Here is a 26,327-nt window from a genome sequence, read left to right on the forward strand (position 1 = left end):
ATGACCGTCAGTCAGATCTTCTTTTTAAACTAGTCATATACAGGGGGATAAGGGAATGAAGGGGTATAGCGAAAAGCCGACTCGCGTTAGATTTCGTGTTTTAGCATTTATTTTCGTAAGCGTTGTCATCAACTATATGGATCGAAGTAATATTTCTGTAGCCGCCACGGCCATGTCCAAGGATTTAAAGCTATCATCAGTAGAACTGGGTCTTATATTTTCAGCCTTTGGATGGGCTTATGCTGCTTTACAAATACCAGGAGGGGTAATGGCTGACCGTTTTGGTGCTCGTGTTACGTATGCCGTTAGCTTAATTACCTGGTCTATTGTTACATTGCTGCAAGGATTTACTAAGGGATTTGTGAGTCTTTTTGGTCTGCGTCTAGCGACAGGAGCGTTCGAAGCACCGGCTTTTCCTACCAATAATAAAGTAGTTACCAGCTGGTTTCCCAATCAGGAAAGAGCATCAGCAATTGCTTTTTATACTTCAGGACAGTTTGCAGGGCTGGCATTTTTAACACCTACATTGGTGACCATTCAGCACTTTTTAGGGTGGAGAGGTCTGTTTATTACTACAGGGATTATCGGTATAGTGTGGGGCATTATATGGTACATTTTTTATCGTGATCCTTCTCAGCATAGCAAAGTAAATAAAGCAGAATTGCAGCATATCGAAGAAGGTGGAGGCTTAGTTAAAGCTGCGGATAAGAAAGGAGAAAGAGCAAAATTCGAATGGGGAAATCTGAAAGAAGCCTTTTCTCATCGTAAGCTATGGGGTATCTACTTAGGTCAGTTTGCCGTAAACTCTACTTTATGGTTCTTCCTTACCTGGTTTCCAACGTACCTTGTGGAATACAGAGGGTTAGATTTCTTAAAATCAGGCTTCCTAGCATCAGCTCCGTTTTTAGCAGCGTTTGTAGGAGTATTATTATCTGGCTTTGTATCTGACGCCTTAGTGAAAAAAGGAGTATCTTTAGGCATTGCAAGAAAAACACCGATTATCGTAGGCCTGCTTTTATCAACTTCAATTATCGGAGCCAATTATGTAAATAGCACATCTCTCATTATCATGTTTATGGCTATTGCGTTTTTTGGAAATGGCCTGGCTTCTATTACATGGGTGTTTGTTTCAACGCTAGCACCTAAGCACTTAGTCGGTTTGACAGGCGGAGTTTTTAACTTTATCGGAGGTTTGGCTTCTATCATTGTCCCAATTGTTATTGGTTTCTTAGCTAAAGGAGGAAACTTTGCTCCAGCGCTAGTATTTATAGCGGCATTGGCTCTTTTAGGAGCACTTTCGTATATCTTCCTTGTAGGGAAAGTGGAAAGAATTAAAGTGGTTAAAGATGAAAAATTGAATCGAGATATTGTGTAAGGCCGTTTGTAGTTTTATAGGAATCATACATCTGAAATTATTTGTGACGGGATGAAAAGTGAATTCGTAAAAGGTTTATTAAAGAAAGAGCATAAATTTTGTTGGAGACCAACGGATTTATGCTCTTTTTTTACCTATAAAAGAGGATTTCAGGCCGTACAAGAATAAGATTATTAGGTTAGGTAGTTGTGAGGTTCATGAATAAAAAAAACATGATAAAAGGTGTAAAGTTTCTACCTTTTACTCACAGTAGTCAAAGAATAATAAGTAAAAAATGATTATTAGAGAATTGAAGGTGTATTTATGAAAAAGGTTTTAACAACTTCTGCTGTATTATTGCTAGCATTAGCAGCTTGCAGTAGTAATCAAACCAAGTAAATAAGAGTAGACCTTTATTTATGGTAAAGTCTGTTTTTTCTTTCTCTAAAAAGGGCCGGTGCTATTTCTCTGCCTGTCAAAGTCAACAATATAAGCAGGTTTTATTCATAGATGATTGTTATAATACTAACAGTGCAGATTTGATTAAAAGCCTAAGAAAGAAATAAAATCGGAGGTAGCAAAATGGGGAAGAGTGGGATGTTTAAAGATTTTAATTTTAAATTAGTGGTAATTGAAGCTTTATTAGATCAAAAACCGCTGTTTCTAGAAGAATTAACCGATTTAAAAGATAAGTATACGAATAATTTTGAATGGTATTCTGGAGCTGGACCCATTGTTGAAATCAGGGATTATTTAGAAGAGTTAACATTGGAAATGAGTGATTTGGAAAAGATTGAATCCTTATGCTTTAATGGAGGTAATGAAATTTATCATATTCTAAAGCCAGATTGGGATGGCGAAGACAGTTTATTTGATGTATTATCTGTTGAAGGATTTCAGAGCTTAACGAATTTAAAAACAGTGGACTATATTTCAATGTGTCATTCAGAAGTACTAAAACCATTTAAACAAGCTAGAATTGAAATTGAGGATTAATGAGAAAGACGTTATTGTGCTAAAAGAAGCAATCCGTCTTTATGAAGAATAACGTTTCCTCATTATTGCCATCTAGAAAAGTTAATAAGCAATTCTCCTATACTCCGTTTACAAAAACAGAAAACCCAACCTTTAGAGCTAACAGGTTGGGTTTTCTATTTTTAGTCTGTATACGCTACATATGTTTAGTAAATATAGTACCTCTTTGCAATACAAACTAAAAAACGTTATTGGCTTGGAATTTGAAGTTGAATTCTTGTAAGTGAATTCTCTATTCCATCCGCCATTACCTCATCAATCACGTATTCCTCATATGCATACTCCCCTATTTTTAACCCTTTTTCTCTAACGAATTGAATAATTCGATCGTAAGCATGTTCGGTTTCGGCACCTTTTTGATACCCAACAACATATAGTCCCTGGGGACGTGTATGACAATGGATTTTTTCTATCTCTTCTGGGATTTTGATATACAAATGTTCGTAATTGTAAAACTCTTTTTTTTGAATTTGTTCTCTCGCAAGCATTGCTCCAATTGGATATCCTCGATCTAATTTATGAAGTTGAGTATAATGAATGAGCTCCGGAATAACTGTAGTATATTTTTGTTCGGCTTCTTCTAAAATATTTTCACTAATCATAAAGGTTTCTTCATCTAAATATTGCAATGAAATAGAAGAAAAATCAGTTTTTAAAGCATGTTCTGTTAACTGTAAACGCGTTTGAATAATTGCTTGTAAATGATTAAGGCTCTTAATTTTTTCTTCAATTTCAAGAGATTTTTCCTTTAAAAGGGTAATCATATTTATTGGTTTTTTATCTTTTAAAAGAACTTTTATCTCTTTTAATGGAACACCAAATTCTTTAAATAAGGCAATCAGTTGAAAGACTTCAAATTGTTCATACGAATAGTACCTATATCCATTCTCTGTTTTTATTTGAGGTGAAAGTAACCCTATCTCGTCATAATGAAACAGAGTTTGCTTTTTTACACGACAGAGATTCGCAAATTCACCAGTAGTAAAGTACTTTTCCAACTCTTCACTCATAAAATCCTCCTTGACTATACGGTAACCATATACTTTATGATGTTCATTGTACTGGAAAGGAGATATAAACAGCAATGACGAGTCCTTTATTTCATTAAAGTAAGTGAAAAGGCAAATTGATGATGAATTTGAAGATAAAGCAATGAATAGAATTAAAGTTTGTTTAATTAGAGAAAAGAAAGAGTAGATAAGATGCAAACGATAAAAAAGAAAAAATCCTCCGTAGGTCAACTCCTTCAAGGTATATGGTCAAAAAATCGTAAAGGAATTAGCCTTACCTATATGCTCACTCTTGTTGAAAATGTTTGCGATCTTCTTTACGCTGCAACAATTGGTTTTGCAATCGATGGCTTGCTTAAAGGGAATCCGGCTAGCCTTATACCACTTGCTCTACTATGGATCCTTCACCTAGGGGTTGGCTTGTTCAGGCACGTTTACGATACCAAAGTATTCGTTGGAATTTATTCTAATGTTGCTGCAGAAATGGTGGAGCGCCAGCGTGCTGATGGAGTAAAAGGAACTCGAATTGTAGGACGTGTCTCATTGTCTCGAGAGGTAGTAGATTTCTTTCAGATGGAGCTGCCGGCAGTTGTAACAACGGTTATTCGATTTTTGGGCGCTATTATCATGTTATTTCTTTATGACCGGTTTATTGGGTTCTTAAGTTTATTGGCACTAATTCCAATACTAATCATAAACCATTGGTTCGGTCGACGTTCTTATCGTTTGAATCACGCACTTAACAACCGAATTGAAGAAGAGGCAGATATAGTTGTTCATCGTCCACTTACCATTGTTCAAAAACATTTTGCACGGTTACGTTTGTGGCGTGTTGCTATTTCTAACGCTGAGGCTAAAACATGGGGGATGATGGAGATTGTCGTCATTCTCTTAACCCTAGCTACACTACTTAGGCTTACAGGTGTTCAGGGTACTACGCCTGGTGCTATTTATGCAGTTCTAGCTTATATTTGGATGTTCCAAGAGGCAGTAGTTGGTCTTCCTGAAATTGTGCAAAATATTTCGCGTGTACTTGATATTGGTGAACGCGTTGCTGAAGACGTTAACAGCTAAAACCACAAAAGCTTAGCCAACCATTATTGTTATGTTATCCCCTAAATTATTGTTGTTGTCTTTTCAGAGAAATAAGCCCATAAATATAGATTAGGAGGATTTTTAATGAAAAAGATTGAAACTGATCGATTAATATTGAGAAATTTTTCTAAAGCAGACTCTCACGCTCTTTTGGAATACTTGGCTAATCCAAGGGTAAGCTGCTTTCTTGAAGACAAAGTTCGCACAATAGAAGAAGCTGCTTTGAAAATTCAAAAAAGAAAAAAAGATGACTCTTTTTTTGCAGTCTGCTTAAAAGGCAGTGATTATCTAATAGGAGAAATATTCTACTTAAAGGAAGATCCAGATACTTATTCCATTGGTTGGCACTTTAATGATCAATATGAGGGGAAAGGGTATGCAAGCGAGAGTGTGAAGACGTTCCTTAAGTATCTGTTTACTCAAAAGGGTGCAAGAAGAGTCTATGCATACGTTGAGGAGGATAACTACAAATCACAAAAACTATGTGAAAAATTAGGGATGCGTAAAGAAGGACGTTTTGTTGAGTTTATTTCGTTTACTAAATACGAAGATGGAAAACCTAAGTATGAAAATACTCTTCAGTATGCATTATTGAAAAAAGAGTGGATAAAAAATACTTCTTTTAATGAACCTGAGGAAAAAGTATCTCCTTAATTCATCTAGATAAACAGAATTAGTATAAATCCATTAATATTTAGTAATCTAAGATATAGGCAATTTGTAGAAAAGCTATGTATTTGTCGTTATCTAATGTAAACATTAAAACCTTTATAATAAAAAACCTCAGATATTTTGATTATCTGGGGTTTAAGGAGGGTAGACAAAAGCTGTTTTTAATCATTTTTTTTATCTATTTTTACGTATACAAAAATAAAAAAGAAAATTATTGTAATCCACCTTGTATATAATTAGGAATCTATATTGAGCTCATTAACTGAAAAAAGTATTCGGACTTCTGAGTTTTATTTAAGCTATACCATGAATCTAATGTATTTGATGCAAATACATCTAATTTTTTTAATACGTCCCTCGCGAATTCTAGAGGTGCTACTCCTGAAGCAGTAATCATGTTATTATCGGATACTACAGGTCCAATCTCATACAACTTCTCCCCTTTATAATTAGGACAGACCATTTTTGTATATTCTAAGTTATTAAGCGTATGCTTTCTAGAATCTAAGTATCCACTATTTGCAAGGGCATCAGTAGCACCACAAATTGCAGCTACAATAGTACCAAGCTCTAAAACTTCCCCAACTTTTTTCAATATAGGTTGATGAATCTCCTCACTCCATGTAGTTCCTCCCGGTAGAATTAAAAGATCTTTATCCAGAAGAGTGCACTCATCAAGAGAAATATCCGGCTGTATACTCAGCCCCCCCATTGTTTTAATAATTTCTTTATTAACTCCTACCGTCATTACTTTTAAAGGGGCTAAACCTTGCCTAAAATATCTTCCTGAATTTAGTTCAGCAATTAAATATCCATACTCCCAGTCTGACATTGTATTAAATACATACATATAAACTTTTTTGGTTTGCATATTAAACCTCCCGAACTGACGTTCTCTATATTATACCATTTTAAAGACATATATCTATAAAAATGTTAAAATATTCAGAAAAAAAGGGGGATTGAGAATCATTTGAAAGAAAACAAAATAGAAAAAGTCGTAACAGTAGGATTAACAACTCCACATTGTGTATCAACTGTTACTCGAATGAGTGATAATTTAGGATTTGAAACGTATCTCGTATCAGATGCCACAGCTGCATTTGCAATAAAAGGAGCAGATAATGCATATTATCCAGCTAAACAAATACATACTGTGTCATTAGCAACTTTAGATAATCAGTTTGCCAAAATTTTAACAACTGAAGAATTGATCAAAAAGTTAAATTTGACTGAAGCAATACAATCATAAGATCTTTATTTTAACTGTATATCTTCTACAAAATTAGTTAACATAATACCTCTAAATTTAATGATCCAGTGGTTTTTGACATTGTGAAACAGAATTAAAAAGAAAAGTCCGTAAAAGTATACTGATTCCAAACTTTATGATAATAGAGAGAAGAGCGCACAATGAAATATGCATGCTTTTTTCTAAATTATAAGCAGCCGTATGAAATATATTAAAAACTATATTCGTAAAAAAGAAGGTGACTGTTCTGTGAAAGCTGTACAAGTAAAGGGGTATGGAGACGTAAGTAAATTAAGCCTAGTGGAAATTCCTATACCTGAACCGAAAGAAAATGAAGTTCTTATAAAAGTAAAGGCCTGTGCTATTAACAATACAGAAATTTGGATGAGAGAGGGTGCTTACGGTACTGATTCAAAATCTGGATGGCGACCGGAAGGAGTCCAGTTTCCACGTACACCAGGATCTGATATAACGGGAAATAGTAAAAGCAGGGAAGTTAGTAGAAGAGTCTATAGTGGGAAAAGATGTTGTGTCATTCCCTTTTATATCTAGTGGAGAAGAAGGGTACGAACATATTGCTGATGTGATGATATGTCCTTTATAAGTTCAGAATACGATGGTGGTTATGCTGAATATGTGGTTTGGCCTGCTGAACTTTGCTTTGACATGCCCCTATCAAGCTATTCAGAAAGTGCTGTTTTTTCGGTAAGTGGGTTAACTGCTTGGCACATGGTCAAACAAATTCAAGCTCAACCAGGTGAGACAGTTATAGTAACTGGAGCAAATGGTGGTGTGGGATTATTAAATGTACAGATTGCCTCTAAAGTCTTTGGTGCTAAAGTTATTGCAGTCACGGGGGACTTAGAAAATCAAGAAAGAATTAAGGAATTAGGAGCCCCACACGTAGTATCATATAAATCTGATACTCTTTCAGAAGACATTTTAGAACTGAACGGAAGTCCGGTCGATTCCGTTCTAGATGTTGTGGGAGATGCTTTGTTTTCCATATCTCTTCAAGTTCTAAAAAACGGAGGGGAATTTTGCATTTCAGGTTCTGCTGGTGGTCAGCATAAAAATTTTGATTTTAGAACATTGTATCTAAAACATATTACAATGTATGGATCTGTGTTGGGAACGAAAGCAGAGTTTAAAGATATGCTTAAGGCAATTTCTGAGGGGGAAATTTTATTACTTCCCGAAGAATAACTTTGTATCACAAAGGGTTCTTTCAACGAGCATGAAAGAACCCTTTTAACATTATTTTTGATTTTTGTTTGCCTGAGCGTTTTGACGTTTAACGTGTTGTACGTCAGTCTCACTAGCAAATTCCGTACCGTATTTGCCAGAAGATGCTTGAGCATTCTTTTGCTTCACATGTTGTACATCTGTTCCTGAAGCTGTCTTGTTAGAGTATTTGTTTTCCATTACTATCACCTCCACAAGAATTAATATATCCAAGTGGACAGACAGTATCCTTCGAAGTACCTGGTAAGAAAAAATTGAGAATTTCAGGAAGTATTGGTCATGCCACTATGAGGCAACAGAACGTATTTAAAAGCTAGAGTAATCAACATTACGTTGATTTAAATTTCCTTGAGGCAATTACGCTTTGGAGTTGAAAAATAGACCAACCTGCTGTCACTCTCAGCAAGTTGGTCTATCAGGTAACATGTACAAGAAAACATCATCAATAGTTTGTTCAAATTTTTAGCGATTATATATTATAATTCTTAGGCAGCATCCTCTTAAGATAATTCGTTGTGTAATTTTAGAATAGATGTACACCTTAAAACAGAGAGGTGTATAAAATCATGAAAAAGAATAGACTATTTTTAATACTGTTAGTTATGACTTGTTGGTCCAGCTTTTCATTTATGAAAGGCAAAGATTTTAAACGTTTTCTTCCAGCGTCCATTGCTATTTGTATGGTAACTAAATACCTTAATTCTTATGCTAAGAGAAAGAATTTTTGGTCTTTTAAACAAAGCATACATCCGAAAGTTCCTGGTGAAGATGTGTGGACATGGGGGCCCTTTTTTACTGTATCTATGTGGGTGCTTAAATCCACATACCGTAAATTGCCTCTGTATATAGCTGTAAACTTTATGATTCATACTACATTTACATTTGTAGTTGTACCTAAATTAAAAAAGGACAGCATCTTTAAGCTTAAGAAAATTAATCCTTTTCAGTATGTAACCATTTTGACTGTTAGACAACTCCTGTTATATGGTTTTCAACATATGAGTGAGTTTATAATGTCGAAGAAACTAGAGATAAAGTCAGATAATGGGGAGCATTAATAGGAGCATTCCTTTATTAGGTAAGTGATAAAAATATCTAAGCATCTTCATCAGTACACAGGGTACGAGCCGTTTGGATAAAGGCATCCGTTTCTTTTGATGTACCTTTCCTAGCACTGCTATATTAATTTTTCTGAACGTGTTCGGCTTTAACTCTCGAGAAACTACTTGTTCTGGCAGTGACAAGTAGTTTCTTTTCGTTGTAATCGTAATTCATAATCCTCCTTGTACCATACTTAAGGCTGTGTCATATGTAGTTCTTCACCGCCTTTTGTAAAACTTCCTGTTTCCGATATCTGAACAATAAGTTGAATTTGTGATTTGTTCATATCATTTTTGTTATATACCATATAATTAATATGCATTTTATTTATAACGAAGCCTAATGTACCATAGAAGAGGATTAAGTTTCAAGAAATCAACCGGAGGTAATTAGTATGGTCAATCGTAATAAATTGTTTCTATTTGCACTTATACTAGCTGCATTTAATCTTAGGCCGGGTCTAACTTCAGTTAGCCCAGTATTGCATGGAATAACGAAGGATCTAGGTATGAGTTCTACTTTAGCTAGTTTGCTCACTTCCATTCCTTTGGTATGTTTTGGTTTTTGTTCGTTATTTGCTGGTCGTTTAGCAAATCGCTATCAGCCAGAGAAGATGATTACTTTCGCTATAACTTGCATAGGTATTGCAACGTTTCTAAGAGCCTTTACAAATTCCTCAATTTACCTGTTAATAACGGCTTTATTAATTGGTGCAGGGATTGGTGTTGTAAGCCCTTTGCTTTCTGGTTTCATTAAAAGTCATTTTCCAGACAAGGCAGCATCGATGATAGGCATATACTCTACTTCAATGGTAGTGGGTGCATCTATTTCTATTGGGCTAACGACACCACTTCAACACTGGTTCAATCATTCATGGAAAAATGGATTAGCATTTTGGAGTATTCTTGCTCTACTCGCTGTTCCACTTTGGCTTATGGTAATAAAACAATCTCGTATTCCTGCGAGTAATTTTTCACAAAAGACTAAGGCTTCTTTACCATTAAAAAATAAAAAAGCCTGGCTATTAACTTCTTTTGTAGGGATTGTAACTCTTCTATTTTATTGTTTTGCAGCATGGCTGCCAGCCATTGTAGAGGAAAAAGGGTGGACGCCAGCATTTGGTGGTCTTGTAGGTACAATCGCTATGATTGCACAGCTACCAGCTACTTTTTTATTACCTAGTCTTTTAAAAGTGCTACCGAGCAGAAGGTTTTGGATTACAACCTTTACCTTAAGTATAATAATTGGTTTATCCCTTTTATGTTTTACAAACGTAACACCTATTGTTTCAAGTATATGTTTAGGAGTTGGTGCCGGTGGTCTTGTGTCGCTAACTTTGTTGTTACCATTAGATATGGCATCTTCCCCTATGGAAGCAAGTACTTGGTCGGCAATGACTCAAGCAATTGGATATATGATCGGTGCAGTCGGCCCATTCATAATTGGACTTCTGCATGATTATCTAGGAAGTTTCGTTCCAACATTATATCTTCTTATAATTATAGGATTCATTGCCATCTTATTAGGGTGGAAAATTACCAAACCAGCTAGGGGTAAAGCAGAGGGTCTACCTGTGAAATAAAAACCACGAAGTAAATCGTGGTTTTTATTTTAACTTTTGAAAAAGCGGATATAACAACTTTTAAAGTATAGAGTGATATTACTGTGTGCAAGAGGAGGTTTGGTCCCATGAATACATTTGGTCAGATAAATAGTAGCGATTATATAGAATCACGCGTGGGTATCGCCTACTAATAAGGACTTATATGACTCGATTATTAGCTTAAGACATATTTTTCTATCTTTCTGAGGTGACGTTATGGATTTACATGATTTAACAAGCCATCTTATTCATCGTACAGATGTAAGAGCAATGAATTATTTCAAGAAAAAGCTCAAACCTTATGGCATGACTCCAGTACGATGGAGCATCATTAGTGTTCTAGACTCTCAAAAAGGGATAACCCAAACAGAACTAGCAGAAGCAATTGATAAGAAACAAACAACTATTGTGGAAATGATTTATGCGATGGAAGAAAAAGAACTCATAAAAAGAATGTACAGTGAACGAGATCGTCGCTTACACTATCTATTTCTTACAGAAAAGGGAGAAGAGTTGAAGAAAACTCTTTCACCTTTAGTTAAAGACGCTCACCTCTTCGTCACGCGTCAATTAAGTGATGAAGAAAATACTCAACTAAAGACATTATTAAACAAGGTATATAATAGTATACAATAAGCCGTGTTACTGAATATTCCTTTCTCTAATCAGGATCCTATACTGATTCTTCCATCATTCTTTTGTTTGATTAACAACGATTAAAAAGAGTAGAAATAAAAAAGACAGCCACTTTTTGAATCAACCGGCTGTCTTTTTTATATGCACTAAATAGCAACACATGTTTCTTTAAGTGCTATTTAAGCATCTTCTTGAGCAAAAAGAGTGAGAGCTGTTTGAATAAAGGCATCTGTTGCTTTGGATGTATCTTTCATATCTAGCACTGCTATATTGATATCTCTAAACGTATCTGGTTTTAATTCACGAAAAACGACTTGGTCTGGCAACCACCAAATATTTTGTTTCGTTGTAATGGTAATTCCTAACCCTTCTTGTATCATACTTAATCCTGTCTCTATATAATCCATTTCAAACCGTACTTTAGGAGTCAAGTTATACTCGTTGAATAAAGCATGAATCTGTACCTCATAACCGCATTTTCCAATTAGTATATCTTCACCTTGTAGGTCAGGAATACTTATTGTTTCTTTCTGAGATAAAGGATGGCTTGAGTGCATAAGTACGATCAGTTGATCTTTAATTAAAGGTACGGTATCAAAATCTTTATCAGGAGGAATAATAATTCCTACATCAATGCATTTGGAACGTAACCACTCTTTTACTTGATCTACACTACCTTCCGAAAGCTTGATTTCTATACCAGGATACTGACTTTCCATTGTACGTATGATCTTAGGAATAAACCTAGTACAAGCAGTTCGGTAAGCGCCAATGTGTACCTTCCCAATTTCTAACCCCTGTTCTGCCACAATTAATTCATCTACTTTTTGTAATTCACTCAGGATTGTTCTAAAAGTAATTAATATGCGCTCTCCTACATCTGTAAAAGATAATCCGTTCTTCTTATCTCTCTTGATTAACTTTGTTCCTAGTTGCGATTCAATTGTTGCTACAGCACGACTTACCGCAGGTTGTGTCATATGTAGTTCTTCACCGGCTTTTGTAAAACTTCCTGTTTCTGATATCCGGACAATAAGTTCAATTTGTGATTTGTTCATATCAATTTTGTTATCTCCTATATAATTAATATGCATTTCATTTGTAATAGAATCCAATGTATCATGAAAGAGAATTAAACTTCAAGAAATTAACCGAAGATAATTAGGATTAGCAATGGCAATAAATTATTTTCATTTGGGCTTATAGTACTGTTTTGAGGATTTTATTTTTAAAGTGCACTTGGCTTTAGCAAATGAGATCTCAATAGTGTATTTGCTACTGTAATGTTAGCTTGTACTCATATGATGTATCTAATTGATTTAGGAAAGCGGGGTGCTAACAATGGAGAATAACTCGAAGTTACAGCAAGCGATAAAAATATATAAAGCACTCGGTGAACCAACACGATTAAAAATTGCTCGTTTGCTTGCTAATGAAGCAAATTTATGTTGTTCGGATATTGGGACAAAACTTGAATCAATTGCTGGATCAACTTTATCCCATCACTTAAAACAATTAACTGATTGCGGACTTCTGAGTACTTACAAAGAAGGAACATATATATATTACAGCCTAGACCGTGAGTTAATTGGAAAGTATGCTCCATATGTGATGGGGTAATTTCTCTTATTTCTATATTTCTATACTTAAGGAAATATAGAAATAAGAGGTATGATTTTTCTTGTCTGGATTATGGCTAAAGTGCTTAATAGGTATCCTCATCTAAATTCTGAGTATATCCATTACTGGTACTTTAGATAAAAAGGCTAAAGCAAATCATCTATCGTTATCATAAGCGCGTTAAATTCATGGTGTGTTACCTTTATAAAACATGTTTCAAGAAACTGTAAAGGTCAGTTTGTCTACGCGCAAAGATCAGCTCTTTAAAGTTAATTTTTCAAACGCTCGGTTAATTTACGAAATTAAATCTGTATTTCTGGAAATACCGAAATACAAAAACAAAAGGTGTGATTTATTTTGTCAAATATGTGGAAAATTTATTTGTTAGCTGCCATTAGTTTTCTTAATGGTACATCAGAATATGTTATTGCCGGAATCTTAGACAGAATTGCTGAGGCCAATAACATTTCAGTTTCATCTGCAGGACAGCTAATTACTGTGTTCTCAGTAGCTTTTGGAGCAGGGACACCTTTTCTAATTGCTATGACTGCTCGACTAGAACGAAAAAAGCTTCTCGTCTATGCTTTAACCGTTTTCTCTGTCATCAATATTCTTATTGCGATTATAACAGGTTATGAAATGCTAATGGCAGCTAGAATCATCTCTGCGCTTAGTGCCGGCGTTATTCAAGTTACGCTTCTAACCCTTGCTGCAGTTTTAGCAGCTCCAGGAAAGCAGGGAGGTGCGATTGCTACAGTTGTTACGGGGCAAAGTACTGCTTTAGTTGTAGGTGTACCTATAGGAAGAGTTGTGGCTTCGCATTATGATTGGAATGTAATATTCATTGGGCTTGGTTTAGTAGGATTACTTTTCTCCGCCTTAGCGTCGTTTACTATACCAAAAACAGTTGCTGAAGAACCTGTACCTTTGCGTGAGCAGTTTAAATTTCTTATGAAACCACGGATCTCAGCATACTTGCTCATCACGTTTCTATGGTTAGGTTCATATTCCATTGTATTTACGTACATTTCACCGTATTTCTTAAATACATTCGGAATGAGCAATCAAGGGGTAACTACAGCTCTCTTTATATTTGGTATTGCTAGCGCTATTGGATCCAAATTAGGAGGTTTTAGTACAGATAAGTGGGGGGCATTTCGTACATTAACTGGAGGAATATTACTCCATGCTATTGCACTACTGCTATTCCCGTTTATCGGTCAATTAGCTTTTCTTTTCTATGTATTGCTTATTTTCTGGGCGCTTTCAGCTTGGTCTTCCGGAGCGCCAATACAATTTCAGCTTATAAGCCTTGCTCCTGCTGCAGCAAGTATTGTGCTTAGCTTACACAGTGCTGCTGGACAACTTGGAATGGCAGCTGGAGCCGGTATCGGTGGTATTGCTGTCAAAAATGGTTTATTGAATTATATTCCTTGGATTGGGGCTTTTGCTCTTGCCATTTCTGTCGTAGTAATTGTTGGTGACAACGTTCTATCTAAACGAAAACAGACTAAACAAGCTCAGAGCAATCTTTGTATAGAAAAATAAAAGTTTCATATCTAAAGTAGCAAAAGGCCACTTGTTTTGTACAAGTGGCTTTTTACGTTGGCTATTTTTTGTTTTGAATCACTATACAAAGCGAACATCGATTAAACCGCTTAACCTCATTTTGTTCCTTCATAAACCATCCGTTGAAATGGATAAGAAGGAAATTAGTAAACTCGCTTCAGCAGTAGCGGCTACGTATATGAAAGACGAAGAAGACATTGAGTTTGTTCTCAAAGATGTTAAATTTTCAGATGGAGAAGATTTAAGTACAGTATTAGTCCACATTAGTCCACGGATATGCTAATGGTAAAGAGAAGAAAAAAGAGGTGTCTGTCACAGTAGATTACGGTGATGATTACCGATTAACAGGGTACGGATACACTTAAAGAAAACCTATGTAGAGAACTCTGTACACCTTAATGGAAGCCTTACATACAAATAAACAAGTATACCTTAGATATTATGTATAACAAAAACGAGATGCAAACGATTATGCATCCCGTCATGTGAAGAAGGAAAAATCAGCTTTTAATGCAGCATATGATCTTTAAGGAACACCTCATTTACGTAATTCCGTTGCCTAATGAAACAGTAACTTGAAAAAGTATATTCTCTTTAACAAACACCTCATTTAAGCATTGAGCTAAAAAATATACAATGTGAACGAAATCGTTCTTGGTCTGGGACAAACACCTCATTTGTATAATGATAAATGAATATTATTGTCTACCCATTATATATATTCTTACTACGTTCATGACTACCATCCCCTTATGAATCAAACATACATCGATTTACAATAAGGTTTTCTGAAATATGCCTGCTGTAGACACCTCATCCCAAATGTAAGAAGCTTTGTAATGATTAGTTGTAATCAATAACTTGTTTTCCTTCTTCCCTATATAGAATATCCCAATAGCCACTTTATAATTCAATAAAGCTAACAGGTGTTTTTTGGATTACATATATCCTTTATTTATAAGAAAGATTAAATAATGAATGATTATGAATAGCTATAATAAATGGAGATATACACATATTCAATATGCTCGAGCATTCATAAGCTATGCTACATATGCCTATCATAAGTCTTGGTAGGGGAAAGATGAGTAGTTAGAACTTGTTGAAGGGGCTATTTTCCTTATTTGCTATCAATCCTACTATGTGTTACACTACAGATAACTTATTTTTGTTCGGTATATTGAGAAAAGAAAAAACCCTAATGAGAAGTTTTTATCTTGAAATAGTATGTTTGGGCAAGATTAGTAATACATTTGTGGAGTATTCCACAGCAGGAGGCAACATTATGACACAAGGTACAGTAAAATGGTTTAACGCAGACAAAGGTTTCGGTTTCATCGAAGTTGAAGGCGGAGACGATGTATTCGTTCATTTCAGTGCTATTCAAGGTGAAGGTTTCAAATCATTAGAAGAAGGTCAAAAAGTTACTTTTGATATTGAGCAAGGTCAACGCGGAGCACAAGCTGCTAACGTTCACAAAGCATAATCAAAAGCGATAACAAAAAAGATTCCTATGAAGGAGTCTTTTTTGTTATGGTCTCATAATTAGCATACTATTGGTTCAATAGAAAACCCAGGCTTTGAAAAAGCCTGGGTTTTAGACAAGACGATTGATACAAGGTTAACTAGTTATAACATACAATAGAAATAGAAAGCAAACATGAACCAAGACTTTTTTATGGATAGATAGTGTTTAATCTTTAAGAAAGCATAGGTTTGTATTATCTTCTATGCGGATTACGGGGGATTTTATCAATAAGCCGTTTTTTAGCTTCCATCTGACTTTTACACAAAGGACATTTCTGATGACTATCGTAAGAGAAGTCTTTCCTCATCCAGCCTTTACACTCTTCTACTGTACATTCCCAAATTTCTGTTTCCTCTTGAATCGGAGGTTCTTCATTTCTCTTACTATAATACATATTAATCACTGCTCCTCTCTTTAGAAGTATACCTTATAAAGAGAGCATAAATACTTTATATCTTTTATTTCGTTCATATTTCACTAGCATCGATCTCGTATTTGAAAATAAGAGTGAAAAGGAGGAGTTTGGATATTAAGACACAACAATCAATATTTGATGAATAGCTGTTAGTGTGATGTGTAACATACAATGGAAATACAAAGTGTACTAATACCTTTGCGTTTTCTTGTGGGGGGTTTTATTGTTTAGAAGTTAGAGTAGTTTGCTCAATTTAATACACTTTATTCTTACACAATATCTTCATTACTTTTTCTAAAAGTAAAATGTTTTCTTTCATTAGTACTTTCATGTCGTCGAGATCAAGTAGAATATATTCTTCTTTTAAACGTTCTAATTCCTCTCACGAACAGAGATCCTGTATAGTACCCGTAATACGTCATGAATGCATATCACCTTAAGTGTCCATTATCGACTAAGAGAAGTAGGAAAGGGTGGAAAGAAATTTGATAAGTTACTTCATCCATCGCTATATGAACGAATTCTCGCTTTTCGAGAACGACGTCATGTCAGTACAGCATTAAATTCAAATGATCAAGGTCCATTATTTCCAACTAAAGATGGTATTATCAATATAAAAACTTAAGTAATTATATTGTGCGTATCATTGAACGAACAGAATTACCTTTTGTAAAAGAACGGAATGACAGGATTACGCCTCATTATTTTCGTCATTTTTATGCGATTTATAGTAGGCAGCAGGGAGCTGATATTTTTCTAATTCAAAAAGAGCTTGGACATAGTGACCGTAAAACAACGGAACGTTATTTGGAGAAAGTCTTGCAGCGAGAACAAGAAATTGGATTGTTGTGGAAGGAACAAGATTTTTAATGGTAGGTGTTAAAACAGAATACTAACAGAAATATTTGGATTAAAATAATAACAAGCCATTTTATAGCTGTTTTTATGGTTCTGGTGCAAAAAATACTTAATGGTAGCGATACTGAACTAGCTACTAATTAGATAATGAAGTTAAGATTCTTTAGATAATATGTAGCTACTGCAGTATGCTTGCCTGTCCAATCGAAAAATAACAAAGAACCCTTACTGCAGTAAGAGATCGGTAGATGATTACATAATATGTTTTCTTTTTTGACTTCTGGTATGAATATAAATAAGCCCCCTATTTAAGAGGCTTATTATCAAAAGAACGAATTCAACTAAGTGTTACATCGGTATTCTCTCAATTTTGTTAATTTATTTAACAATGCCATACCGGACAATCTCTACTTCTACTTTGGATTTAAACTTTACGTTTTTAAAATAGCTTTCTTTATCCTTTTTTAACCAGAATCCATGATGAAAAGCAATTAGTCGTCTTCCGATGCCAAACGCATCACAATTAGCTCCTTGCAATTTGTGGATTACTTCTCCTGCTTCACTAGTGAAGCTTTTTGAGAGTTCTTCATTTAGTTGATTAAGTTTCTTAGGTACATTTCCTATAGGGAATTCTTCTACTGCTAAATCTAAGCGTAGGTTTAGATTTACAGAAACGTCTCCGTCATTATTTACTGAAACATCTAGTTTACGTCTCATATTATCAACATTCAGAGAAATAAAATTTGTCATCTTGGACTTATTATCATTTATGTTTTTTGTAAAACGCGCATATTTTCCTCTCTTATTATTTAGTAAAAGAAAAAGTGTGGATTCTTCTCGAGATAGAGTTCCTGCTAATTTTCTGTCATTAAATAATGCTAGGCCTTCCACATCAATAGCCGTACCATTATGGCCTATTTTTAATAAAGGAAGAACAATGTCTTCACCTGGATCAAGTATCTCTGAAGCAAGAGACTGTATGGTTTCGTCAGGAATGATGGTATTTGTTTCAGTACTTTGTATTAAATTTAAGATGTTTTGACTAATACTTGATTCTAATTTAGGTTTAACACGGAGTATATCTACTGCAGCTCCTTTTACTACTGCCAATTTAGCACTCATAGAACTACGTGGATCACGCCAAATTACATCTAAAGATGGATAAATATCACCTTTTGCAAATTGTTCACCGAATAATATAAGCTTATTTTTCGAAGCATCTAAATTACCAGGTATTTCTGTATTTAATTTCATACGTCCTTCTCTAGGCGTATTTGCAATTGTAGACAGAGTTTGACTATTACTAGCTTGAGTCTCTTGTCCTGATGTCAATAAGTTGCTATAAATATCAGGTATTGCAATTCCAAATAAAAATTTATCATCGTCAGTGCGATCAAAAGTTATAGTTTGTATTAGGATGGCATTTTTCATCAAATTTTGATCCCAGCACCCTGTTGTTAGCAATATGCATATACTGATTGTAACTAACCTTTTAATCTTCATACACTGTGATCTCCGGACCTTTTTTTAGCAAAGAAAAACGAAAATAAGAATAGAAATAATGGTATGACCACGATAAATCCTAAGTGTGCTGGTTCTAAAATATTATTAAATTTCTGAAGATCAGTTTCATTTCTAGGAAGAAGAGCGATTATGAAAACAATCCCCGCAGTACATGGAAGAAACCTAGCGTGACTGGCACGTCCAAAAAAGTATTTGAAACCATTAGAGGCAAGAAAAATCCAGCTTGCGATAGATGTAACAACAGATATAACCCAAATGGATAAGAAAAACAAATCAATTCGTTCAACAATCTGAAAGGAATAGGATTTAATCATATACAACAAAGGCTGGGGAGTAAGATAGAGATCTTGCCTAGTTTCAAAAAAGATTAGACTAGCAAACACCATATACGTATAAAACAGCGTTACGAAAAGGTTAGCACTTGAAACCGCAACAAGTTTACGTCCATCAGTTGCTTTTACATATGGATAGAGAAAAAGCATAAACTCAAATCCTAACATTGAAAATATAGCTTCTTTAGAGCCCTTTACTATATTTGGTATACCGGATTGACCGATAGGAAAGATGTATAGAAAATTAGCATCTTTCAGTGCATATGTAACTAAACCAAATAGGATAATTAATAATGGTGTAACAAGTACATAAAAACGAGCAATGCTTCTTAAAGTATCTTTTACAAGATACACGCAAACTCCTAACGTTAAAAGAATTAATATCCAATTTGGTGTCCTCTGTAGAATCCACGTATCAATTACTTGAATGAAACGAGATAAAACTAGACTTCCTGTAACAATAAAGTAAATGGCATAAAAGAAAACAATAATTTTTCCTAACCTTTTTCCTATTAAACGAGGGATTATTTCGTAAATAGTTAAAGACGGAAATTTTCTGCCAAGACCCCACAAAACCAGAATAATGACTTGCACCATTGCCCCTGCAATTAAAGTTGATATCCATCCATCGTTTTTTGATATTAGTGATACGTCATGAGGTAGTGATAAAATACCAACTCCAATTTGAGCTTGAATAATGATAAAAAACAATTGTGTATTTGAAATTCTATTTTCTTTTCGTATCATTGTAGTTCCATCCCCTTAAAGGATCTTGTTGTTTAATATGTTTAGGATGTGAATCTAATGGTCGTGTTTTTAATTTCCAAATGGGCAATCGTAAAAAAGTATCTTTAATATCTTTTATTCTAAGTGGAGCAAATGGAGCAAAGTAGGGCGTACCAAAAGATTCTAACTTACATAAATGAGCTAAAAGAACAATATATCCAAAGACAATTCCAACAAATCCAAATGAGGCAGCGAGAAACATAAAAGGAAAGCGTAATAACCGGACCGCGTCACTCATTCCATGGGATGGAACACAAAAAGAAGAAATAGCAGTTAGAGCGACAACAACAATCATTGTAGTTGAGATAAGCCCTGCCTGAACGACGGCGTCCCCAATAACCAGCCCTCCAACTATACCAATGGTTTGACCAATTCTTGAGGGAAGGCGTATTCCAGCCTCTCGAATTAATTCAATGGTTAATTCCATAATTAACGCTTCAATCAATGGGGGAAAGGGGATTTTATTAATTGAACTTCCAACAGGGTTTACAAGCTCATCAGGCAATACTTCAAAGTGAAAGGCGATAACAGCAATATAAAAAGCTGGCAATATAATCGAAATCAAAAAACTAGCATGTCGAATAGCACGTATAAACGTCCCAATTATCCACCGAGAACTATAATCGTCTGGTGACTGATAAAAAGCAAAAAAGGTAACCGGAAAAAGTAAAGCAGTTGGGCTTCCTTCCATTAAGACAGCAACTCTGCCTTCATTTAAATGTCCTGCCACACGATCTACTCTTTCTGTATTTAATAGTTGAGGAAAAGGTGATAGTGTAGAATCTTCTATTAATTCTTCCAAAAATCCAATATTTACAACGTTATCCATCGATATGGATTTTATCCTATATTCACATTCATGAATTATTTCTTCATTAACAAGGTTATTTAAATAAACAAGTGCTATTTTAGATTTCACTTGTGTACCAGTAGGAAGATACTTCACGGATAGATTAGGACTTTGCACTGTTTTTCTAAGTAAGTGAAGGTTGGTCAAAAGGGTTTCAATAAACCCATCATGAGATCCTTGAACAACTTTTTCGTTCTCCGGTTCTGTAATAGAACGTTCTTTTGATAGAGAGACATCAACAATAAACAGCTTTGCATAACCGTCTAAACTCAGAACACAAGAACCTTCTAAAAGCGCAGCCTCAACCTGATTAAAAACAGTGGCAGACTGGAAGTTAGCACCGAGCATATCCGAGATTGGTTCCAAGGGTGATTGTAAACAAGGATTCAAAACGTATTTTTGTATCTTTTCCTTATCTACCATTGTTTCAAGATAAATAATGACGCCCTGTACAGTCTTTATCTCTAAACTTTTTATAACTAAATCCTCTGTATTTGAAAAAATTTGATTTATTGTGGAGATATTCTCTTTAATTGTTGAGAAAGCATGGTTAGAGACTTTTTCTCTTTTTTTTGAAGGATTATTTTCATTTTTATCCTTGTTATACTTTAATAATTTTTTAATGAACTTCATTAAATCTAAGCTCCTATGTTTTTATTTAAGGATATTTTCCCCACTAATTATCGATGTATGTAAAAGATTCCAGTGATTTAACTTTCTTTTACGTATCTTTTGTAATGTCAGGGAGATTGTCAAGTGAATTAAAATTGTTTATCTGTAAGTTTAATTACATTAGCCTGAAAGCTGTATAACTATATAACTTTTACATTCGAAACTATGTTAAAAATAAGTTGAATGAATGCTCAATAATCTATGGCTATGCTATGTTGTATAGACAATTCTGGGGCACTTACTTTTTAGATAGGATAGCTGAGTCCAGTGATCAAATTGGCTGTTTGGAAGGTGTCTAAAAGAATAAAATAAAGCAGTAGCATAGCTATATAACCCTATTCCATTTGAAGAAAAACTTCAGCAAGGAAAAAAATAACAGGATTAATGGATTTTAGTGGAGGGTAAAGTCAACTAACTATTTTAAAAGGAGAGAATGATTTATGGGAATTCTATGGACGCTAATTGTAGGTGGAATTATCGGCTGGCTCGCTAGTTTACTTACAGGACGTGATGTTCCTGGAGGTATTATCGGCAATATTATCGCAGGTTTTATTGGCTCTTGGTTAGGTAGTCTGATCTTAGGAAGTTGGGGACCAGTCATTGGTGGCTTTGCGATCATCCCCGCCATTATTGGATCAATCGTATTGGTATTAATTGTAAGTTTTATTCTAAGAAAAATGGGACAAAAAAAGAATCATGGTTATCATGCATAATAAATTAAAAAATAAATTGGAGTGATTAAAAATGAGAGAAGAAAGTGAATTTGTGTTAGACGACTTTGTTGAAGATAATCAATTTGAATTAGATTCTTACCTTACTTATTTGTTCGATCAAATTAATCATGATAACGAAATTCTGTTAGAAACTTAATGACAAACCAAATATTTTATTATAAAGAAAAAGAGTAAAGAATAATAAATCAGAATATAACATAAGCGACCTTAGTAACTTTGTTTACGATACATAGGGTCGTTTATTGTTATGGAAAATGTTTGAAAATAAAGTGAAGATATTCTTCTTAATAGGCCCTGTTGAAAGATTATTGATCACTTTACCTACTGCTTTATTAAAAACCGGTTGGTCCTAGTCTCCGACTAAAGGCCTTTCATGGTGCCAAACAGATGATTGTACATATGATTAAAAAGGCACAACCTCTGTTGAGAAAAGTCTGTCCATTATTAAATAGATTTTATCTACTTTAATAAGCCAACGATTTATTAAATCATTTCATGGTAAAGGAGATGGAAGTATGTTTGGATTCAGTGATATGCCTAAGTTCTTGTTTTCTTTCTTACTTGTACTACCACTTGTGTCTCTTGTTCACCAATTAGGTCATTCTATCATGGCGATCTTTTTCGGAGGGAGAGTGGATTTTACCATTGGAAAAGGAAAAACGATTTTTAAATGGAAGAAAATTAAAATAAAATCTGTTTACTTTTTGGATTCTTTTTGTGTATATGAAAAACTAAAATACGACAACCGATTTACCCATGCTTGTGTCTATGCTGGAGGTGCCATTGCTAATTTAGCTTCTATTTTCCTTATAAATGGTTTAGTTATGGATGACATCCTTTCAGCAAGTCTCTTTTCTTACCAATTTGTCTATTTTTCTGTTTATTATATTGTCTTCTCGCTACTGCCTATTAAATTTACAGAAACAACTTCAAGCGATGGACGTGCTATTTATGATGCATTGAGGTATGGAAAAATAACATGTAACCCTGATTAATAAGGCTGAAATAATGATAGAGATTGAAAGATCAACAAAGCTACATATTATTTCGTTTGTGCAATAAGTTAGACAGTAAAAATAAAACTACTTTAAATAATGTAGTTAATTCAGTAATCAGTATTGATGTTGATAATAATTGATAACAAAAAACCTTCTACTCCTGTCAGGTAGAAGGTCATTTGTGTGATGGAAATGTCATTATATACCCTGCGAGAAAGGTAACATATACCGTCTAAAGTAGAACATAATGAGCAGCAGTGGCAGCGTGAAGGATTGTATATTTCAGATTTTAAAAATAAGTAAATAAAATTATATAAAAAAGAGAAGGACTTTAATCTTCTCTTTTTCTACAACATCAATGATTAAGCTTTGCTAAAAAGGCCTTATACTGGATTTAGATATAAGGCTTTTTCTAATGTCATTCATTGTAGTTTATTAATTACAATTTATAATTTATATATAATTACCGATTCTTAAGCATCTTGTCGTTATAACCAAACAGCCATGTCAGAATAAATGATACAGCAAAGGCAATCAAATTAACGAAAATATAGATAAAAATCTGATTATTCAAGTACAATAATAATCCTGGAATAGCTGTAACAGACATTCCTGTTGCTTTTAGATGAAAAATCGAGGCTAAGAATCCCCCTACTGCTCCTCCTATAAGGCCCATTATAAAGGGTTTAAAGAACCTTAGATTTACTCCAAATATAGCCGGTTCTGTAATTCCTAAAAAGGCTGAAAATGCTGATGGGAATGCTAATGCTTTCACTTTTTTATTTTTAGATTTCAATCCAACTGCTAGCGTTGCAGCCCCTTGAGCTACGATTGCGCTAGTAATTAATGGATTGAATGGATTAAATTTTGTATCAGCTAATAATTGAATTTCAAGTAAATTAAATATATGATGAACGCCAGTAATTACAACAACTTGTTGTAGGCCACCAATAATAATACCAGCTAAACCAAACGGTAAATCTAAAATTGCTTTTGTGCTTGTTAGAATTACGTTTTCTAATGAATGAAAGACTGGTCCGATAGCGAAGAGACCTAATGTAATCATGATTAATAATGTTAGAAATGGCGTGAGTATTAAATCAATTGAATCGGGCACTTTTTTACGAATCCAACGCTCTAATTTTGCTCCTATAAGACCTACAAAGAAAGCTGGTAAAACAGAACCCTGATACCCTACAACTGGAATAAATCCAAAGAAGTGAATAGGATGTGCGTCTCCTGAACCTACTGCATATGCGTTTGGAAGTGCTGGATTTACTAACATTAATCCCAAGACAATTCCTAGAACAGGGCTTCCACCAAATACTTTAAAGGCTGACCATGCAATTAATGCTGGTAAGAATGCAAAAGCTGTATCTGTGACAACTTGTGTAAACATTATAAAGTTTTCAGGGATATCATTGGGTGTATAACCCAACCAATTTAACACTGTTTCTTGAGTTAGTACCCCACGTAAACCCATAAATAATCCGGTTGCAACAAGAACTGGAATAATTGGAACGAAAACGTCACCAAAGGTTCGGATAGCTCGTTGAAAAGCGTTTCCTTGTTTCTTAGCTTCTGCTTTTACTTCAGCTGTAGACGTGCCTTTAATACCCAACTCATTTACTGCTTCATATACTTTATTAACAGTTCCTGTACCAAAGATAATTTGGTATTGTCCTGAATTATAAAATGCACCTTTTACTTTCTCTATATTTTCGACTGCTTCTTGATTTACTTTTGTTTGATCATGTACCATAATACGCAATCTTGTTGCACAGTGAGCAAATGATGAAATGTTTTCCCTTCCACCTATTGCCTCAACTACTTTGCTAGCTATGTCTTTGTAACCCTTTTCCATTTGATGATAACACCCCTTTGGTGATGATAATATAATGAAATTGTAATAAGAAAAAAACTAACATTCGTGATCCGATCGCGACTATATTTCTTGCTATCTATAAAAGATATAGCCCGAACAAATAGGAACCGGTTCCAAAAAAACTAAAAAAACAACATACATGTAGTTAAATGTTTCCTTTCATAGGAGCCAATTTCGTTAAGTAAGAAGTCAACTTGGAACCGGTTTCTTTCGCTTATTATAGTTTATGAAATAAGAAAATGTCAACGCTTTCTTTTGTTAGTCAGAGATTCTAAATTCCAGATCTTAAAAAACAAACATAGCTATATAAAAAAGAAGGTACTTGAAGTGTGCGTAATTACGCATATAAAGCTTGTATTAACGCGGTAACGTTACTGAATTAGCCACTGATTAGGTCACGAAGTCGCAATTCTTTAGATACTATGTAGCTACTGCAGTAAGCTTGCCTATCCACTCAAAAAATAACAAAGATTTTATTTAACTGCACCTAAATATTTAAAGAAGGATTTATTTTACTGTTATTGAATCTATACAGGACGGTTTATTTCAAATCTCAATTGCAGAGAGGGGAAATGATAATGGCCACTGGAAGAGAACGGGCGGCAAGGAGTATTTTGGGTCAATCAGGATTGAGGAATAGGAATCCAGACAATGCTACGTTTGATGAAAAAGGAACAAAGCCTCGTACCTCAAATTTTGAAAAAGTTGCGACTCCTCGTGAGGGTTCTACTCGAATAGCAAGGATGGCAGAAGAATATAGAGCTGAATATAAAAGAGTAAAAAGAAGAGAACAATTTTTGCAAGACACAATAGATTTATTAAGTGATTGTAATAACAAACAGTCCGTTAGAGAGTTAAAGGAATTAATTAATTTAGCAAAAGAGCGATTAATAATGTATCAAGGTAAATAGAAATTATTCCTTTTTTATTACGGATATAGTATAACACTAATACGTTCACATACACGTTTGTGTGAGTGCATTTTTGCTAGGAGAGAGCAGCCAGTATATGATGGTTGCTCTTTTCATTTTTAAGGAAATATGATTACATGAAAGATTGGTTTAGAGTATTCACTCTGAGAGATGGTTCAAAGAGAGAAATTAGAATTGATTACGACAAATATAGGCTTTTTCTTTTCTAATTTAGTTACCATAAGTTTGATTTTAGGAACCAATTAAAATCTTTTCTATAAAAAATAAATGTAGTTAGTCCAAGATTAATTCTCGTTAAAAACTAAGGTGTTTAAAACATAGCTGTCATTCTTATTTCCAAAGACAATTATTTTACTGAAAGAGTATTTAGGGTGAAGGAATCTTTCTATATTCCTTATTCCAAATTACTTGACTAGAAGATGATCTTATAGTGATTTTTACCTTTAGGGGAATTTAAAAACTATAAATAACTTCATATTTACATGATTGGATAACATTTGTAAGTTAAAGACTTATCTATCATAATGACGCTAGTAAATGTAGTGTCAATAGTTTTTAATTCAGTGGAATTGTTCGTATCCTCTGTGAAAGCTTCATCAACGTATCAAGTTCACTTTTCTG

24 protein-coding genes and 2 pseudogenes are annotated in these 26,327 nt (G+C 34.3%); 17 read left to right on the forward strand and 9 right to left on the reverse strand.

Annotation, left to right across the window (positions count from 1 at the left end):
* The first annotated feature begins 55 nt into the window (after window positions 1–55).
* Both ACOZIR_RS06325 and ACOZIR_RS06330 read left to right on the forward strand, forming a co-directional pair.
* Window positions 56–1,375, forward strand: a complete 1,320-nt coding sequence (locus tag ACOZIR_RS06325; protein ID WP_340141838.1) for an MFS transporter — start codon at window positions 56–58, stop codon at window positions 1,373–1,375.
* Between the two features lie 561 nt (window positions 1,376–1,936).
* The gene (locus ACOZIR_RS06330) at window positions 1,937–2,350 is read left to right on the forward strand and encodes a DUF6892 domain-containing protein (protein ID WP_328120363.1); all 414 of its coding nucleotides are present in this window, start codon (window positions 1,937–1,939) and stop codon (window positions 2,348–2,350) included.
* A 227-nt stretch (window positions 2,351–2,577) separates the two neighbouring features.
* Here ACOZIR_RS06330 and ACOZIR_RS06335 read toward each other — a convergent pair whose 3' ends face one another.
* On the reverse strand, window positions 2,578–3,399 hold the full coding sequence (locus ACOZIR_RS06335; protein WP_310878019.1) for a MerR family transcriptional regulator: 822 nt from the start codon (window positions 3,397–3,399) through the stop codon (window positions 2,578–2,580).
* A gap of 192 nt (window positions 3,400–3,591) precedes the next feature.
* On the opposite strand from ACOZIR_RS06335, the gene ACOZIR_RS06340 reads away from it, so the two are divergent.
* Window positions 3,592–4,473, forward strand: a complete 882-nt coding sequence (locus ACOZIR_RS06340; RefSeq protein WP_328120364.1) for an ABC transporter six-transmembrane domain-containing protein — start codon at window positions 3,592–3,594, stop codon at window positions 4,471–4,473.
* A gap of 105 nt (window positions 4,474–4,578) precedes the next feature.
* Window positions 4,579–5,148 carry a GNAT family protein gene (locus ACOZIR_RS06345; RefSeq protein WP_310878017.1) on the forward strand — a complete coding sequence of 190 codons (570 nt, stop codon included), beginning with the start codon at window positions 4,579–4,581 and terminating at the stop codon, window positions 5,146–5,148.
* Window positions 5,149–5,410: 262 nt separating this feature from the next.
* Here the strand turns inward: ACOZIR_RS06345 and ACOZIR_RS06350 are convergent, their stop codons facing one another.
* Window positions 5,411–6,037 carry a type 1 glutamine amidotransferase family protein gene (locus tag ACOZIR_RS06350; protein WP_310878016.1) on the reverse strand — a complete coding sequence of 209 codons (627 nt, stop codon included), beginning with the start codon at window positions 6,035–6,037 and terminating at the stop codon, window positions 5,411–5,413.
* Between the two features lie 90 nt (window positions 6,038–6,127).
* On the opposite strand from ACOZIR_RS06350, the pseudogene ACOZIR_RS06355 reads away from it, so the two are divergent.
* Together ACOZIR_RS06355 and ACOZIR_RS06360 are read left to right on the forward strand one after the other, a co-directional pair.
* A pseudogene (locus tag ACOZIR_RS06355) lies at window positions 6,128–6,418 on the forward strand (isochorismatase family protein); the annotation flags it as partial.
* A gap of 249 nt (window positions 6,419–6,667) precedes the next feature.
* A pseudogene (locus ACOZIR_RS06360) lies at window positions 6,668–7,603 on the forward strand (zinc-binding dehydrogenase); the annotation flags it as partial.
* 72 nt (window positions 7,604–7,675) lie between these two features.
* On the opposite strand, the gene ACOZIR_RS06365 reads toward ACOZIR_RS06360, so the two are convergent.
* The gene (locus ACOZIR_RS06365; protein ID WP_033580113.1) at window positions 7,676–7,843 is read right to left on the reverse strand and encodes a gamma-type small acid-soluble spore protein; all 168 of its coding nucleotides are present in this window, start codon (window positions 7,841–7,843) and stop codon (window positions 7,676–7,678) included.
* Between the two features lie 386 nt (window positions 7,844–8,229).
* On the opposite strand from ACOZIR_RS06365, the gene ACOZIR_RS06370 reads away from it, so the two are divergent.
* From ACOZIR_RS06370 to ACOZIR_RS06380, 3 genes are all read left to right on the forward strand, one after another.
* Window positions 8,230–8,721: a hypothetical protein gene (locus tag ACOZIR_RS06370; RefSeq protein WP_052942424.1), complete on the forward strand. Its 492-nt coding sequence runs from the start codon at window positions 8,230–8,232 to the stop codon at window positions 8,719–8,721.
* A 437-nt stretch (window positions 8,722–9,158) separates the two neighbouring features.
* The gene (locus ACOZIR_RS06375) at window positions 9,159–10,346 is read left to right on the forward strand and encodes a CynX/NimT family MFS transporter (RefSeq protein ID WP_045295235.1); all 1,188 of its coding nucleotides are present in this window, start codon (window positions 9,159–9,161) and stop codon (window positions 10,344–10,346) included.
* A gap of 237 nt (window positions 10,347–10,583) precedes the next feature.
* Entirely contained in the window at window positions 10,584–11,003 is a 420-nt protein-coding gene (locus tag ACOZIR_RS06380; RefSeq protein WP_045295234.1) for a MarR family winged helix-turn-helix transcriptional regulator, read from the forward strand.
* A gap of 179 nt (window positions 11,004–11,182) precedes the next feature.
* Here ACOZIR_RS06380 and ACOZIR_RS06385 read toward each other — a convergent pair whose 3' ends face one another.
* Window positions 11,183–12,061, reverse strand: coding sequence for a LysR family transcriptional regulator (locus ACOZIR_RS06385; protein ID WP_045295232.1), 879 nt, complete (start codon window positions 12,059–12,061; stop codon window positions 11,183–11,185).
* 283 nt (window positions 12,062–12,344) lie between these two features.
* On the opposite strand from ACOZIR_RS06385, the gene ACOZIR_RS06390 reads away from it, so the two are divergent.
* The 4 genes from ACOZIR_RS06390 to ACOZIR_RS06405 all read left to right on the forward strand — a co-directional run bounded on the left by ACOZIR_RS06390 (window position 12,345) and on the right by ACOZIR_RS06405 (window position 15,678).
* Window positions 12,345–12,623, forward strand: a complete 279-nt coding sequence (locus tag ACOZIR_RS06390; RefSeq protein ID WP_045295230.1) for an ArsR/SmtB family transcription factor — start codon at window positions 12,345–12,347, stop codon at window positions 12,621–12,623.
* 366 nt (window positions 12,624–12,989) lie between these two features.
* Window positions 12,990–14,171, forward strand: a complete 1,182-nt coding sequence (locus ACOZIR_RS06395) for an MFS transporter (RefSeq protein WP_237758595.1) — start codon at window positions 12,990–12,992, stop codon at window positions 14,169–14,171.
* Window positions 14,172–14,244: 73 nt separating this feature from the next.
* On the forward strand, window positions 14,245–14,475 hold the full coding sequence (locus ACOZIR_RS06400) for a hypothetical protein (RefSeq protein ID WP_045295227.1): 231 nt from the start codon (window positions 14,245–14,247) through the stop codon (window positions 14,473–14,475).
* Between the two features lie 1,002 nt (window positions 14,476–15,477).
* On the forward strand, window positions 15,478–15,678 hold the full coding sequence (locus ACOZIR_RS06405) for a cold-shock protein (RefSeq protein ID WP_045295226.1): 201 nt from the start codon (window positions 15,478–15,480) through the stop codon (window positions 15,676–15,678).
* 235 nt (window positions 15,679–15,913) lie between these two features.
* On the opposite strand, the gene ACOZIR_RS06410 is transcribed toward ACOZIR_RS06405, so the two are convergent.
* Window positions 15,914–16,114: a cold-inducible protein YdjO-related protein gene (locus ACOZIR_RS06410; protein ID WP_045295224.1), complete on the reverse strand. Its 201-nt coding sequence runs from the start codon at window positions 16,112–16,114 to the stop codon at window positions 15,914–15,916.
* Between the two features lie 657 nt (window positions 16,115–16,771).
* Between ACOZIR_RS06410 and ACOZIR_RS06415 the strand changes: the two genes are divergently transcribed.
* Entirely contained in the window at window positions 16,772–17,005 is a 234-nt protein-coding gene (locus tag ACOZIR_RS06415) for a site-specific integrase (RefSeq protein ID WP_045295223.1), read from the forward strand.
* Window positions 17,006–17,371: 366 nt separating this feature from the next.
* Here ACOZIR_RS06415 and ACOZIR_RS06420 read toward each other — a convergent pair whose 3' ends face one another.
* From ACOZIR_RS06420 to ACOZIR_RS06430, 3 genes are read right to left on the reverse strand one after another with little or no spacing between them, the layout of a single operon-like run.
* On the reverse strand, window positions 17,372–18,496 hold the full coding sequence (locus ACOZIR_RS06420) for a Ger(x)C family spore germination protein (RefSeq protein ID WP_045295221.1): 1,125 nt from the start codon (window positions 18,494–18,496) through the stop codon (window positions 17,372–17,374).
* On the reverse strand, window positions 18,493–19,596 hold the full coding sequence (locus ACOZIR_RS06425; RefSeq protein WP_340141839.1) for a GerAB/ArcD/ProY family transporter: 1,104 nt from the start codon (window positions 19,594–19,596) through the stop codon (window positions 18,493–18,495). Before ACOZIR_RS06425 ends, ACOZIR_RS06420 begins: the two co-directional genes overlap by 4 nt.
* A complete protein-coding gene (locus tag ACOZIR_RS06430; protein WP_045295217.1) occupies window positions 19,577–21,118 on the reverse strand; it encodes a spore germination protein in 1,542 nt (513 codons plus the stop codon). Before ACOZIR_RS06430 ends, ACOZIR_RS06425 begins: the two co-directional genes overlap by 20 nt.
* 479 nt (window positions 21,119–21,597) lie before the next feature.
* Between ACOZIR_RS06430 and ACOZIR_RS06435 the strand changes: the two genes are divergently transcribed.
* Window positions 21,598–21,870, forward strand: coding sequence for a GlsB/YeaQ/YmgE family stress response membrane protein (locus tag ACOZIR_RS06435; RefSeq protein WP_045295216.1), 273 nt, complete (start codon window positions 21,598–21,600; stop codon window positions 21,868–21,870).
* 536 nt (window positions 21,871–22,406) lie between these two features.
* Window positions 22,407–22,886: a site-2 protease family protein gene (locus ACOZIR_RS06440; RefSeq protein ID WP_045295214.1), complete on the forward strand. Its 480-nt coding sequence runs from the start codon at window positions 22,407–22,409 to the stop codon at window positions 22,884–22,886.
* Between the two features lie 466 nt (window positions 22,887–23,352).
* On the opposite strand, the gene ACOZIR_RS06445 is transcribed toward ACOZIR_RS06440, so the two are convergent.
* Window positions 23,353–24,753, reverse strand: coding sequence for a sucrose-specific PTS transporter subunit IIBC (locus tag ACOZIR_RS06445; RefSeq protein WP_045295213.1), 1,401 nt, complete (start codon window positions 24,751–24,753; stop codon window positions 23,353–23,355).
* A 599-nt stretch (window positions 24,754–25,352) separates the two neighbouring features.
* Here ACOZIR_RS06445 and ACOZIR_RS06450 point away from each other — a divergent pair.
* Window positions 25,353–25,685 carry a hypothetical protein gene (locus ACOZIR_RS06450; RefSeq protein WP_045295211.1) on the forward strand — a complete coding sequence of 111 codons (333 nt, stop codon included), beginning with the start codon at window positions 25,353–25,355 and terminating at the stop codon, window positions 25,683–25,685.
* Window positions 25,686–26,327: the final 642 nt, after the last annotated feature.

Origin of the sequence: Priestia sp. D3YE.R1, assembly GCF_049199565.1 — a bacterium.
Taxonomy (GTDB): domain Bacteria; phylum Bacillota; class Bacilli; order Bacillales; family Bacillaceae_H; genus Priestia; species Priestia aryabhattai.

What these genes read in the sequence shown, in the direction of transcription:
- ACOZIR_RS06370 (WP_052942424.1), top strand. Translation starts at nt 8,230, where the DNA reads ATGAAAAAGAATAGACTATTTTTAATACTGTTAGTTATGACTTGTTGG.
- ACOZIR_RS06410 (WP_045295224.1), bottom strand. Translation starts at nt 16,114, where the DNA reads ATGTATTATAGTAAGAGAAATGAAGAACCTCCGATTCAAGAGGAAACA.
- ACOZIR_RS06430 (WP_045295217.1), bottom strand. Translation starts at nt 21,118, where the DNA reads ATGAAGTTCATTAAAAAATTATTAAAGTATAACAAGGATAAAAATGAA.
- ACOZIR_RS06405 (WP_045295226.1), top strand. Translation starts at nt 15,478, where the DNA reads ATGACACAAGGTACAGTAAAATGGTTTAACGCAGACAAAGGTTTCGGT.
- ACOZIR_RS06395 (WP_237758595.1), top strand. Translation starts at nt 12,990, where the DNA reads ATGTGGAAAATTTATTTGTTAGCTGCCATTAGTTTTCTTAATGGTACA.
- ACOZIR_RS06440 (WP_045295214.1), top strand. Translation starts at nt 22,407, where the DNA reads ATGTTTGGATTCAGTGATATGCCTAAGTTCTTGTTTTCTTTCTTACTT.
- ACOZIR_RS06350 (WP_310878016.1), bottom strand. Translation starts at nt 6,037, where the DNA reads ATGCAAACCAAAAAAGTTTATATGTATGTATTTAATACAATGTCAGAC.
- ACOZIR_RS06345 (WP_310878017.1), top strand. Translation starts at nt 4,579, where the DNA reads ATGAAAAAGATTGAAACTGATCGATTAATATTGAGAAATTTTTCTAAA.
- ACOZIR_RS06340 (WP_328120364.1), top strand. Translation starts at nt 3,592, where the DNA reads ATGCAAACGATAAAAAAGAAAAAATCCTCCGTAGGTCAACTCCTTCAA.
- ACOZIR_RS06425 (WP_340141839.1), bottom strand. Translation starts at nt 19,596, where the DNA reads ATGATACGAAAAGAAAATAGAATTTCAAATACACAATTGTTTTTTATC.
- ACOZIR_RS06330 (WP_328120363.1), top strand. Translation starts at nt 1,937, where the DNA reads ATGGGGAAGAGTGGGATGTTTAAAGATTTTAATTTTAAATTAGTGGTA.
- ACOZIR_RS06335 (WP_310878019.1), bottom strand. Translation starts at nt 3,399, where the DNA reads ATGAGTGAAGAGTTGGAAAAGTACTTTACTACTGGTGAATTTGCGAAT.
- ACOZIR_RS06435 (WP_045295216.1), top strand. Translation starts at nt 21,598, where the DNA reads ATGGGAATTCTATGGACGCTAATTGTAGGTGGAATTATCGGCTGGCTC.
- ACOZIR_RS06420 (WP_045295221.1), bottom strand. Translation starts at nt 18,496, where the DNA reads ATGAAGATTAAAAGGTTAGTTACAATCAGTATATGCATATTGCTAACA.
- ACOZIR_RS06380 (WP_045295234.1), top strand. Translation starts at nt 10,584, where the DNA reads ATGGATTTACATGATTTAACAAGCCATCTTATTCATCGTACAGATGTA.
- ACOZIR_RS06365 (WP_033580113.1), bottom strand. Translation starts at nt 7,843, where the DNA reads ATGGAAAACAAATACTCTAACAAGACAGCTTCAGGAACAGATGTACAA.
- ACOZIR_RS06445 (WP_045295213.1), bottom strand. Translation starts at nt 24,753, where the DNA reads ATGGAAAAGGGTTACAAAGACATAGCTAGCAAAGTAGTTGAGGCAATA.
- ACOZIR_RS06450 (WP_045295211.1), top strand. Translation starts at nt 25,353, where the DNA reads ATGGCCACTGGAAGAGAACGGGCGGCAAGGAGTATTTTGGGTCAATCA.
- ACOZIR_RS06390 (WP_045295230.1), top strand. Translation starts at nt 12,345, where the DNA reads ATGGAGAATAACTCGAAGTTACAGCAAGCGATAAAAATATATAAAGCA.
- ACOZIR_RS06375 (WP_045295235.1), top strand. Translation starts at nt 9,159, where the DNA reads ATGGTCAATCGTAATAAATTGTTTCTATTTGCACTTATACTAGCTGCA.
- ACOZIR_RS06325 (WP_340141838.1), top strand. Translation starts at nt 56, where the DNA reads ATGAAGGGGTATAGCGAAAAGCCGACTCGCGTTAGATTTCGTGTTTTA.
- ACOZIR_RS06385 (WP_045295232.1), bottom strand. Translation starts at nt 12,061, where the DNA reads ATGAACAAATCACAAATTGAACTTATTGTCCGGATATCAGAAACAGGA.